Source organism: Streptomyces sp. H27-D2 (assembly GCF_035828615.1).
Lineage (GTDB): Bacteria > Actinomycetota > Actinomycetes > Streptomycetales > Streptomycetaceae > Streptomyces.
In genome coordinates this window covers 1-12,256 of the sequence record NZ_JAYMZR010000147.1, presented here as the reverse complement: position 1 = coordinate 12,256, position 12,256 = coordinate 1, and the positions used below count along the sequence as shown (strand labels likewise).

Genomic DNA, 12,256 nt, shown 5'->3' with positions numbered 1-12,256 from the left:
CACCGCGCCCGCCGACCCCGACGAGCCCGGCCGGCTGATGGAGCGCGTCCGGTCGGGACGGCGGTCCGCGCTGCCCGACATCGACCTCGACGACGCCTCCGCGCGCCGGCTCGCCGTCTACCGCGCGATCTTCGACCGCTTCGGCGCCGAACGGGTCGCGACCGTCGCGATGCCCGAGACCTACCGGGTGCGCCATGCCGTACGGGACGTGGGCGCGGCCCTCGGCATGGACCCGGAGGAGGTGGACCGGCTGGCGAAGTCCTTTCCGCACATCCGGGCCCGCGACGCCCGCGCCGCGCTGGCCGAACTGCCCGAGCTGAAGGAACTGCGCGAGGCCACCGCCGCCCGCGAGGGGCGCTACGGCAGGCTGTGGGAACTGGTCGAGGCGCTCGACGCGCTGCCGCGCGGCATCGCCATGCACCCGTGCGGAGTGCTGCTCTCCGACGCCTCGCTGCGCTCGCGCACGCCGGTCGTGGCGAGCGGCGACGGCTTCGCGATGTCTCAGTTCGACAAGGACGACGTCGAGGACCTCGGGCTGCTCAAACTCGACGTCCTCGGGGTGCGGATGCAGTCCGCGATGGCGCACGGCGTCGGCGAGATCGCGCGGGTCACCGGGCGGCGGCTGGACCTGGACGACCCGGCGCAGGTGCCACCGGGAGACCCCGCGACCTACGAGCTGATCCGGTCGGCGGAGACCCTCGGCTGCTTCCAGGTCGAGTCGCCGGGCCAGCGGGACCTGGTCGGCCGGCTGCAACCCAGCACTTTTCACGACCTGGTAGTCGACATATCGCTTTTCCGACCGGGCCCGGTCGCGGCCGACATGGTCCGCCCCTTCATCGAGGCGAGGCATGGCCGCGCCCCCGTCCGCTATCCGCACCCCGACCTGGAGGACGCGCTGCGCGAGACCTACGGCGTCGTCGTCTTCCATGAGCAGATCATCCTGATCGTGGCGGTCATGACCGGCTGCGACCGGGCGCTCGCCGACGAGGCGCGCCGCGCGCTGTCGAACCCCGACCGGCAGGACGGGGTGCGGAGCTGGTTCACCGGGGAGGCGGCGAACCGCGGCTACACGCCGGAGGTCGTGGCGCGCACCTGGGAGATCGTCGAGGCGTTCGGCGCGTACGGCTTCTGCAAGGCGCACGCCGTCGCCTTCGCCGTGCCGACCTACCAGTCCGCGTGGCTCAAGGCGCACCACCCGGCGGCCTTCTACGCGGGGCTGCTCACCCACGACCCCGGGATGTACCCGAAGCGGCTGCTGCTCGCGGACGCGCGGCGGCGCGGGGTGCCGATCCTGCCGCTGGATGTGAACCGGTCGGCGGTCGCTTATGGAATCGAACTGGTGTCTGACTTGGAGGGGGTGACGGGTCCGGAAGGAGTGAGCCCGGGAGGGGAGCCGGCGCAGCCGGGAACGGGACCGGGGGAGCGGCCGGAGGCGCGGTTCGGACTGCGGCTCGCGCTGGCCGACGTGCGCGGCATCCGGGAGGCCGAGGCCGCCAGGATCGCGGCCGGACAGCCGTACTCCTCGCTTCAGGACTTCTGGCGGCGCGCCCGTCCGGGGCGTCCGGTCGTCGAACGGCTCGCCCAGGTAGGCGCGTTGGACGCCTTCGGCGACAACCGCCGCGACCTGCTGCTGCACATCGCCGAACTCGACCGGGGCTGGCGGAGCCCGGCAGCCCACGCGGGCCAACTGCCGCTGGGCGAAGGGCGCGGGGAGCGCGCCGGGGGGCGCGCGGGCGCGGGGATGGCGCCGGCCGGCCTCCCCGACCTCGACGCGACCGAACGCCTCGACGCTGAACTCGGTGTCCTCGGCATGGACGCCTCCCGTCATCTGATGGGTGACCACGGGGCGTTCCTCGCCGAGTTGGGCGCGGTCCCGGCCAAGCGGCTGCGCGAGGCCCGGCACGGTGAGACGGTGCTCGTCGCCGGGGCCAAGGCCGCGATCCAGACCCCGCCGATCCGCTCCGGACGCAGGGTCATCTTCACGACTCTCGACGACGGCACGGGCCTGGTCGACTGCGCCTTCTTCGACGACAGCCACGCCGCCTGCGCGCACACCGTCTTCCACTGCTGGCTGCTGCTGGTGCGCGGTACGGTCCAGCGGCGCGGCCCGCAGAGCCTCAGCATCGTCGGCGTCGCCGCCTGGAACCTCGCCGAACTGGTCGAACTCCGGCAGCGGGGCGGCCTGGACGCGGTCGCGGCCCGACTCGCGGAGGGACCTGCGGACCGTAGTCCGGGGGCGGGCGACGGCGGCCCGGGGGCGGACGGTGCTCCGGGCGGTGGCGGTGCTCCGGGCGGTGACAGTGCTCCGGGCGGTGACGGCGCGGAACCGGGTGCGGAGCCGGAGCCGGCCGACCCGGCGGGCGGCCGCCGCATCCAGCTCTCCACCGGCTACACCATGCACCCGTGGGCCGACCTGCGGCCCGCGGGCGATCACGCGACCACCGGCCGCACCCCCGCCGGCCGCAAGCTGTGGCATTCGAGCCCGGGGAGCGCGGGATGACGGGCCACCCGGCGCGCCGCGCCCGAACCGCGACGGTGTTTTCGACGGCCGGCGCTCCTGCGGTTCCTGGTGCTTCCGCGGCTTCCGGAGCTTCCGCGGGAGGGAGTTCGCCGACTCCGCCGGATGGGCTGGACAAGGCCGCGCGGGTACGGGTGCGGCCGCGAGCGCGGGCCGGGGCGGCCGTCGGCGCGCCTGTACAAGCCTCGGCCGGACCTCGGCAGGAGCGGAAGCCGGGCCCGGGCGCGGGCGCGGGAGCGGGAGCGGGAGCGGGCGCGAATCCGGAGCCGGGCTTGGGCGCGAAGCCGGGCGGGTGCACGAAGCCGGGCGCGGGCGCGAAGCTGAAGTCGGAGCCGGGCATGGACGCGAAGCCGGGCATGGGCCCGGAGCTGAAGCCTGAGTCCGGCCTGGGATCGGAGCCGGAGCCGGAGCCGGGCCCGCACGTCCTGTACGTGCGCTTCCACTCCGCCGAGCGAGCGCCCCTCGGCGAGGAGGTCTACAGCCGACTCCTCGACCTGCTGCGCGATGTGACCCCGACCGTCGAGGCCCTGCCGCCCGAGGCCGCCCTCATGGACGTACGCGGCGCGCTGCGCTACTTCGGCCGGGACGCGGTCGGCCTGGCGGAGATCGTGCGCCTCCGGGCTCTCGCTCGGCACGGCGTCGACTGCACCATCGGCGTCGCCGCCAACCCGCTGCTCGCCCGGATGGCGGCCGCGCCGGACGCCGGAACCGGCGCGCCGGGAGCGCTGCGCCCCGGCGCGCCGGGGTCGTACGCACGCCCCGGCGCGCCGAGCCGAGGCGTGCCCGGCGTGATCCGTACGGTTCCCGACGAGCCGGAAGCGGTCGCCGCCTTCCTCGCCCGTAAGCCCGCCGCCGCCCTGCACGGCGTCGGCCCGGCGACCGCCCGCACGCTGTGCTCGTACGGGCTCGACAGCGTCGCCCGGATCGGCGCCGTCCCGCTCGGCACCTTGCAGCGGATTCTCGGCGCGGGCCTCGGGCGGCGGCTGCACGAGCGGGCCCGCGGCATCGACCCGACCCCGGTCACCCCGAACGCCCCGGCCCGCTCGACGGCCGCCGAACACCACTTCGGGCGGGACGAATTGGATACGGAACGGCAGCGTCGGGCGCTGCTCACGCTCAGCCATGAGCTCGGCTCCCGGCTGCGGGTGGACGGCCAGGTCACCCGCGGGCTCACCCTCACCGTCCGCTACGCCGACCGTTCCACGACCACGCGCACCCGCGCGCTGCCCGAACCGACCGCCCATACGCCGTCGTTGACCGCCGCCGTGTACGCGCTGCACGCCGCCCTCGGGCTGCAACGGGCCCGGGTGCGCTCCGTGTCGCTGCGCGCCGAGGATCTGGCCGCCGCCGAACTCGCCGTACGGCAGCTCTCCTTCGATCCGGACGAGGAGGACTCCCGCCGCATCGAAGCGGCGGTGGACCGGGCCCGCGCGCGCTTCGGTCCGCAGGCCGCGTATCCGGCCTCCGCGCTGGACGCGGCGTAGCGGGAAGCGGGCAGCGGGTGGAGGGCGGCGGCACAACAGGCGGCGTCACACAGCCGGAGGGGACGTAAAGGGTGTGTGTCGATTTCTTTACCGTCGAGTAGCTGGCTCCTTTCGCTACTCGCGCGTAATTTGACATGAGCACAGCATCAGTGTGATCCGGATCACAGGACAAATCGGCATCTTGATCCACCGTGAACCGCGAGGAGATCACATGAAGCTGTCCTGGAGACGCGCGGCCGGGCTGTTGCCCGCACTCGCGCTGGCGGCCGTCGCGCTCGTGGCGCCGGCCGGTCCGGCGAGCGCCGCACCCGGCGCGCCCGCCGCGCTGAGCGAGGCCCCGAGCGCCCGGAGTGCGCTGAACGCGCAGGGCGCACTCGACACCCCGCGCGCCCGGGGCGTGTCCAGCGGCTGGAACGACTACTCCTGCAAGCCGTCCGCCGCCCACCCCCGGCCGGTGGTGCTCGTCCACGGCACCTTCGGCAACTCGGTCGACAACTGGCTCGGCTTCGCGCCGTACCTGGTCGCACGCGGCTACTGCGTCTACTCCCTCGACTACGGCCAACTGCCCGGCGTGCCGTTCTTCCACGGCCTCGGCCCGATCGAGCAGTCCGCGCAACAGCTGTCCGGCTTCGTCGACCGGGTGCTGTCCTCGACCGGAGCGGCCGAGACGGACCTCGTCGGGCACTCCCAGGGCGGCATGATGCCCCGTCACTATCTGAAGTTCCTCGGGGGAGCGGCCAAGGTCAACGCGCTCGTCGGCATCGCCCCGGACAACCACGGCACCACACTGCTCGGCCTGACCAAGCTGCTCGACTACTTCCCGGGCGCGGCGGACGCCATCGACGGCGTCACCCCGGGGCTGACTGACCAGGTGGCGGGGTCGGAGTTCCTCCGCAAGCTCAACGAGGGCGGCGACACGGTTCCCGGTGTGCGCTACACGGTGATCGCCACCAAGTACGACGAGGTCGTCACGCCGTACCGCTCCCAGTTCCTCACCGGACCGGACGTACGCAACGTGACGCTGCAGGACCTGTGCCCGCTCGACCTGTCCGAGCATGTGGCTATCGGCCTGCTCGACCGGATCGCCTTCCATGAGGCGGCCAACGCCCTCGACCCGGCACACGCGACCCCGACCGGCTGCGGCTCGATCGGCTGACGGCTCGACAGCTTGCTGCTTGCCGCCCGCCCGCCCGGCCGTACGGCTGACCGGTCGGGCGGTCCATCCGCTGTGCCGGGAGCATCCGCCCCGTAGGCTCGGCCCGAGTTCGCACCCGCCCCCGCCTCCCGCGCGACGACACCGGAGGACAGCCCCCGATGCCACCCACTGACACCGGCCACCCTGCCGTGGTGGACCAGGAAGTCCTCCAGGCCGCCGAGCAGGCCGCGAAGACGTACTGCCGAGGCGACGACCACACGATGGCGGCTGCCGCGCGCCTGCGTGACGGCCGGATCGTCACCGGCTTGAACGCGTACCACTTCACCGGTGGGCCATGCGCCGAACTGGTCGTCATCGGTTCGGCGGCGGCCCAGGGCGGCTATGAGCTGGACACGATCGTCGCGGTGGGCGACGGCGGACGGGGAGTCATGCCGCCCTGCGGGCGCTGCCGTCAGGTTCTGCTCGACTACTACCCGGACATCACGGTGATCGTGGCCGCGGACGACGGCCGTCTCGCCGCCGTCCCCGTCACCCGGCTGCTTCCCGGTGCCTACGTATGGGCCGATCACCAGCCCGAGCCGTAAGCCCCGCGGTTGAGCACACCGCCGCCTTTCCCAGTGAAGGGCGAGGGCGGCAGCCGGTGGGGGCCGGTGGCCGGGTCAGCCCGTGGCCGACCCGACCCGACCCGACCCGTCTCGACCCGGCGTGGCGTCAGTGTCGGCCGGCGGCCTTGCGGCGGGTCGAGGCGAACAGTACGGACGCGCCCAGGGCGAGGACGGCCGCGCCGCCGATGGCGATCGGCGTGGTGCTGCTGTCGCCACCCGTCTCGGCCAGGTTCTCGCCCTCGATCGGGACGGCCGAGCCGTTCGGCGCCGGAGCGTTGCCCGCCGCTGTGCCCTTCTCGGCCTTCCCGGGATTCTCGGGCTGTCCGGCCGGAGCGGCCTTGACGCCCTCGGCCTGGGTGTTGTGGTCAGCGTCGCCGTGGCCGTTGTGCTCGACGGTCGACTTGGCGGTACCGTCCACGATCTGCTCGTTGCTGGGCGCCGAAGCGGCCGGGGCGGGGGCGGCGGCCACGGCCGTGCCACTGCCGCCGGCACCCTTGCTCTTGCCCTTGCCGAACACGATGTCGGAGCAGGTGTAGAAGGCCTCCGGGCTGTCCGAGCGCTGCCAGATGCTGTAGATCAGGTGGCGGCCGGTCTTCTTCGGGACCTTGCCGCTGAAGACGTAGTCGCCGTTCTCCATCTTCGGGTCGGCCACGTTGGCGAATGGCTTCGACTCCAGGTCCGACCACTTCAGCGGCTTGGCCGGGTTGTAGCCGTCCTTGGTGATGTAGAGCTCGAACGAGCCCCGGTGCGGGGCGGTGCCCTTGTAGCGGAAGGTGTGCTTGCCGCCGGCCATCTTGCTGGACGGCCAGTCGGCGCGCGGCAGGTCGAGCCCCTTGTACTTGTCGTTGCCCGCGCTGCACAGCTTGCCGTTCGGGATGATCTGCTGGGACTTTCCGGCGGCGTTGGCGATGTTGACCGCGTTCCAGTCGTAGAGCGCCTGCGTGCCGCTGGCCGCGACAAGCGCCTTGCACGCCGCCGACTTCGGGTTCTCCGGCCCCTCGGCGAAACAGGCGGACACCCGGCTGACCGGGTCCGTCATCGAACCGTGCGCGGCGGCCGGCCCGGCGGCCAGCACGGTGAGCGCGAGCGGGGCGATACCGATGACGGCGATCCCGGCTGCCTTGCGACGAGCGGTCATGGTGGGGGTCTCCTTCGACTGTGGGGCTGTGCGGCGCCGACGGCTGTCACCCGCCCTGGCGCTCCGCACGCTAGCCGCGCTGAGCAGCGGAAACCGGGCTCAGCGGGACATGGGCGTGATCCTTATGCCGCGTTTAAGGCGAGGCTAAGAAGGGCCTGAGGAAGGCCGGGCGGGGAGGGCTCCGCCGGCGCGGACGCTTCTCCCGCACGCGACGACTTCCGATGTGGCCCCCGGCGTGGCTCCCGGCGCGACTCCCATCGCGCCCCCAGCAGACCCCCGACACGCCCCCGTCGCGCCTCCCGCCCTCGCCCCGCGCCGAGTTGGCGATTGCCACTCCCTTCCCGTCGGCGATCGGCGGCTATTCACCTGCGTACGCCATTTCGGACGACCGGGTGATTTTCCCCGAACTGTGCCCTCGCCCCACGGGGTTGCGCGCGGAGTGCCGCAGGTGGCGCGAGGTTCACTGCGGGCCGCCGCCGGATGCCGCATTCAGCAAATCTGCACATCGTGTACGCAGCAGGGGCACAGCATCTGACGGGCTCTCGATTCGCGTGATGGTCTCCAACCAAAAGCGCGGGAATGTCCGATCCGAAATAGCGTCAGCAACTGCCAAGAGAATGCGCCTTGCTGGCTCATGTGAAGGAGTCGTCACCATCCGGTGGGCGTAGCTGCACGTCAGGACGGTGTGGCTGCCGAATATCCGGGACTCGGTTGGCCGAAGGGCCCGTTGGCGTGATTGCATCTGGCTATATACGGAAGTCGCGCATTCCGGTTCTCGGTTTCCGGGGACCAGGCGACTGCCCAACCGGCCGGATCGGTTTTGGTCGAGACGGCCGGATGAATATTCAGAAAACCCATAGCTACGAAGGGACACGCAATCATGCGTAACGACTTCACCTCCCAGGTCGAGACCCGCGAGATTGCCGACGGCGACCTGGACAACATTTCCGGTGGCGTCCTCGGAGCGGTCGGAAACGTCGTCGGTACCGGCCACGCCGCCGTTGCCGAGCTCAGCGGCTTCGCGTCGTCGAGCGTCAGCGTGAACACCGCGCCGACCACCGAGCTCGCTGGTCTCTGAGGCGAAATTCGCCGCAAGGCGTGTTCAGCCAGGAGTATGACGCAACCTACTGGCGTGGATGAATTCCAGTAGCGTTGGCCGTGGACCCCGGAACTCTAAGTTCCGGGGTCCACGGGTGCTGCGTGCCGATAATCAGGCGGCCTCGCCACACTCCGTCGCGCCTCGCCATGACACGCCTCGCCATGCCCCGCCATATCGTGTCCGACTGAGACGAATGCAGTTGAAGGAATAGTTCGGTGCAGTTCCGCCAAAAGGCGCTTTCCAAGCTGCAATCACCCGAGGAACTCGACGTACCGGTGCGCTTCGCCAGGCCGCAGGGCCGGCTCGTGCTCGCCGTCACCGCCCTGGTCATGGCCGCCGCGTGTTTCTGGGCCGTGACCGGATCCGTGACGTCCAAGCTGAGCGCGCCCGGCATCCTCACCCACGCGGAGGGCAGTTACATCCTGCAGAGCCCGGTCTCGGGTCAAGTCACCGCAGTGCTCGCCGAAGAGGGCGCGATGCGACCCGCCGGCGCACCGCTGGTGAAGGTGCGCACGCAGCGGGGTGTCACGACCGTACGCACGGTGGCCGCCGGCCGGGTGACCTCGCTGGTGGCCAAGATCGGCGCGGTGGTCACCACCGGAGCGGACGTGGCGACCGTGGAGCGCGTCGACGACGCGGACGACCCGATGGTGGCGATGCTGTACGTGTCGGGCAGCGGCGGATCGACGGTCCCGGTGGGCGCCGCGGTGGACCTGACCGTCCAGTCGGTGCCGACACAGCAGTTCGGCGTACTGCGGGGCAGGGTCAAAGCGGTCGGCCGGGTTCCGCAGAACCGACAGCAGATCACCGGCTTCCTCGGGGACAGCCAGCTGGGCGAGCAGTTCTCGGCGCACGGGAAACCGGTCGCGGTACTGGTCCAGTTGGACCGGTCGGCCGATACGAAATCCGGCTACACCTGGTCGTCGAAGCAAGGCCCGCCGTACGCACTCGATTCCACCACGTCGGTCAGCGGCGCCATCCACCTGACCGCGCAGCACCCCGTCGACTGGCTGCTGCCGTGACCGCGCGGCACGGCCCCGAGGCGACGGATCAGGGATCGCTCGCGGGACGCGGCAAGCACCGCCCGAACCCCGACGCCGGCCGGCACCGCCCGAACCGGGGCCGCCCCGAGCCGACGCCGGACGGCGGGCGGCAGCAAAGACAGAACAAGCAGCAAAGACAGAACAAACAGAACAAGCAGCAGAAGCAGAAGACCGTCCGCAGCCCCACCGTGCTCCAGATGGAAGCCGTGGAGTGCGGCGCCGCCGCGCTGGCCATGGTGCTCGGCCACTACGGCCGGCACGTGCCCCTCGAAGAGCTGCGCATCGCCTGCGGCGTGTCCCGCGACGGCTCCAGGGCCAGCAATCTGCTCAAGGCGGCCCGCGGGTACGGCCTGACGGCCAAGGGCATGCAGATGGAGCCGGCCGCGCTGGCGGGAGTACGGGCACCGGCCATCCTGTTCTGGGAGTTCAACCACTACGTCGTCTACGACGGAACGGGACGGCACTTCGGCCGCCGGGGCGTGTACATCAACGACCCCGCGCGGGGCCGCAGGTTCGTCCCGGCGGAGGACTTCGACTCCAGCTTCACCGGTGTCGTGCTGACCTTCGAGCCCGGCGACGACTTCCGCCGCGGTGGCCGCAAGCCCGGCATCATGAGCGCCATGCCGGCCCGGCTGCGCGGCACCACGGGCACGATGCTGGCCGCGCTGCTCGCCAGCTTCCTGCTCGTCGCCGTCGGCGCGACGGTGCCGGCCCTGAGCCGTACGTACATCGACATGTTCCTGTTCGGCGACCAGACGTCGCTGCTCGGCGTGCTCTTCGCGTCGATGGCCACCATGGTGCTGCTCACCGCCGTGCTGACCGCTCTGCAACAGGCCAACCTGCTGCGCGGGCGCATCATCTCGTCCACCCTGAGCGGCGCCGGGTTCCTGCGGCATCTGCTCAGGCTGCCCGTCACCTTCTTCGCCCAGCGCAGCCCCGCCGACCTCGTCCAACGCCTGCAGTCCAACGACTCGGTGGCCGAGACGCTGGCGCGGGACCTCGCCGCCGCCGGCGTGGACGCCGTGGTCGTGATCCTCTACGCGGTCCTGCTGTGGACCTACGACCCGCAACTGACCGTCGTCGGCGTGCTGATCGCGCTGCTCAACGTGGTGGCGATCCGGATCGTGGTCCGGGTCCGCTCCACCGGCACCCAGAAGCTGCGCGCGGACAGCGCCCGGCTGACCAACACCTCGTACAGCGGGCTCCAGCTCATCGAGACGATGAAGGCGACCGGCGGCGAGAACGGGTACTTCCGCCGCTGGGCCGGCCAGCACGCGACCACGCTGGAGGGGCAGCAGCGACTCGGCGTGCCGAGCGCGGCGCTGGCCGTCGTCGCGCCCACCCTCGCGGCGCTCAACAGCGCGATGATCCTCTGGATCGGCGGGCTGCGGGCGGTGGAGGGCCATCTCTCGATCGGCCTGCTCGTCGCCTTCCAGGCGCTGGTCACCAGCTTCACCGCGCCGATCACCCGGCTCAACGGCGTGGCCGGCCGCGCGCAGGACTTCGCGGCGGACGTGGCCAGGCTCAAGGACGTCGAGAGCTTCCCGGTCGACCCGCTGTACTCGCGGCGCGAGCCGGAGGACAGCACGCGCAGGCTGCGCGGGCATGTGACGCTCGACAACGTCACCTTCGGCTACAGCCCGCTCGACAAGCCGCTGCTCACCGACTTCTCACTGTCGGTCGGACCGGGCCGGCAGGTCGCGCTCGTCGGCGGCTCCGGAAGCGGAAAGTCCACCGTGTCGCGCTTGATATCGGGTCTCTACAGCCCGTGGGAGGGCACGATCCGGATCGACGGGCAGCGGCTGGAGGACATCTCCCGCAGCGCGCTGTCGGCCTCGATCGCCTTCGTCGACCAGGACGTCTTCCTCTTCGAGGGCACCGTCCGCGACAACGTGGCGCTGTGGGACCCGTCGATACCGGACGAGGCCGTCGTCGCCGCGCTCCAGGACGCCGCCGTCCATGACGTGGTCGCGCGCCGCCCCGGCGGGATCAACTGCCGGGTGGAGCAGGACGGCCGCAACTTCTCCGGCGGCCAGCGGCAACGGCTGGAGATCGCCAGGGCGCTGGTCCGGCGGCCCAGCGTGCTGGTCCTCGACGAGGTCACCAGCGCCCTGGACGCGGAGACCGAGCAGGTGATCATCGACAATCTGCGGCGGCGCGGCTGCGCGTGCGTCGTGATCGCACACCGGCTGAGCACCGTCCGCGACAGCGACGAGATCGTCGTGCTGGACCACGGCCAGGTCGTGGAGCGCGGCCGGCACGAGGACCTGGTCGCCGCCGGCGGGCCGTACGCCGAGCTGGTCAAGGAGCACTGACGTGACATCCGTTCATCACCCCGCGGCGCTGAGCGCCAGCAGCGGCCCCGCCCCGTACGACGTGGTGGTCGGCGCGCTGGGCGGCCTCGGCGAGCCCGCCCAGCACGCGAACACCCGCGGCCTGCCGCTGGACGGGCCGCATGTGCTGTGGCTCGTCGTGGCGGGCGCGATGGACCTCTTCGCGGTCGACGCGGGCCAGCAAGGGCACTGGCACTTCCTCGGCCGGCTGGAAACCGGAACCCTGCTGCTGGGGCCGGTCGAAGGCACCCGGCACACACTCGTCGGCAGGCCCCTGCAGGGCTGCGTGCTGCGCCGGATCCAGCTCCGGGAGCTGTACCGGCCCGGGTACGGCGGGTACGACGCCAACGGGGCGTACGGGAGTTACGGCGCGTACGGCGGCCAGGGGGCGGACGGCGGCCCCGGAAGCGCCCTCGGCCCGCTGGAGGACGCGTTCGCCCGCGGGGTCGGGCGCAGCCTGCGCGTGCTGCTCGAAGCACCCGTGAACGGCCGGCCGGGGCACGGAGCGGAGCCCGCGCCGCAGGGAGCGGCGCAGGCCACCGCCGGGTACGCCTCGGCCGACGACAACAACCTCTGGATGTCGGTGGCCCCCGGCAGCGTGCGGTACGGCGCCGAGTTCAGCGCGGAGGCGGCGGCCGACCTGCTCATCGACGGCGAGATGTGGCAGGGCATGGTCAACCAGCAGTCCCGGCTGCTGCTCGCACTGGACCACTGGATCGAACAGGTCGAGCAGGCCCACGAGGACCGCACAGCGGCCGGCATCAAGGCCGGCAAGGCGGTCCGCGCGCAGCCGTGAGCTGCAACAGCGGGTGGGCCGGATGAAGAACCTGATCGCGGTCTGCAACGCGGTCTATCTGCCGCTCTGCACGCTCATCATGTT

General features: G+C 71.9%; 8 protein-coding genes and 1 pseudogene. 8 read left to right on the top strand and 1 reads right to left on the bottom strand.

Features of this window, described 5'->3' with window-relative positions; translation table 11 throughout:
- The 4 genes from QMK28_RS32200 to QMK28_RS32185 all read left to right on the top strand — a co-directional run.
- A partial coding sequence (locus QMK28_RS32200) for a helix-hairpin-helix domain-containing protein (protein ID WP_326443239.1) occupies positions 1–2,500 on the top strand: 2,500 nt, incomplete at its 5' end.
- 374 nt (positions 2,501–2,874) lie between these two features.
- Complete coding sequence (locus tag QMK28_RS32195) at positions 2,875–4,002, top strand: DNA polymerase Y family protein (RefSeq protein ID WP_443050898.1); 1,128 nt, start codon at positions 2,875–2,877, stop codon at positions 4,000–4,002.
- 211 nt (positions 4,003–4,213) lie between these two features.
- The gene (locus QMK28_RS32190) at positions 4,214–5,158 is read left to right on the top strand and encodes an esterase/lipase family protein (RefSeq protein WP_326443237.1); all 945 of its coding nucleotides are present in this window, start codon (positions 4,214–4,216) and stop codon (positions 5,156–5,158) included.
- A gap of 158 nt (positions 5,159–5,316) precedes the next feature.
- On the top strand, positions 5,317–5,742 hold the full coding sequence (locus tag QMK28_RS32185) for a cytidine deaminase family protein (RefSeq protein ID WP_326443236.1): 426 nt from the start codon (positions 5,317–5,319) through the stop codon (positions 5,740–5,742).
- A gap of 127 nt (positions 5,743–5,869) precedes the next feature.
- Here the strand turns inward: QMK28_RS32185 and QMK28_RS32180 are convergent, their stop codons facing one another.
- A complete protein-coding gene (locus QMK28_RS32180; protein WP_326443235.1) occupies positions 5,870–6,901 on the bottom strand; it encodes a lytic polysaccharide monooxygenase in 1,032 nt (343 codons plus the stop codon).
- A gap of 880 nt (positions 6,902–7,781) precedes the next feature.
- Here QMK28_RS32180 and QMK28_RS32175 point away from each other — a divergent pair.
- The 4 genes and pseudogenes from QMK28_RS32175 to QMK28_RS32160 all read left to right on the top strand — a co-directional run.
- Positions 7,782–7,979, top strand: coding sequence for a type A2 lantipeptide (locus QMK28_RS32175; RefSeq protein WP_326443234.1), 198 nt, complete (start codon positions 7,782–7,784; stop codon positions 7,977–7,979).
- Between the two features lie 236 nt (positions 7,980–8,215).
- Positions 8,216–9,022, top strand: coding sequence for a hypothetical protein (locus QMK28_RS32170; protein ID WP_326443233.1), 807 nt, complete (start codon positions 8,216–8,218; stop codon positions 9,020–9,022).
- A gap of 209 nt (positions 9,023–9,231) precedes the next feature.
- Positions 9,232–11,358 (top strand): NHLP family bacteriocin export ABC transporter peptidase/permease/ATPase subunit, encoded by a 2,127-nt coding sequence (locus tag QMK28_RS32165; RefSeq protein WP_326443240.1) that lies wholly within the window; start codon positions 9,232–9,234, stop codon positions 11,356–11,358.
- A 1-nt stretch (position 11,359) separates the two neighbouring features.
- Positions 11,360–12,166 (top strand): annotated as a pseudogene (locus QMK28_RS32160) (NHLP bacteriocin export ABC transporter permease/ATPase subunit); the annotation flags it as partial.
- Positions 12,167–12,256: the final 90 nt, after the last annotated feature.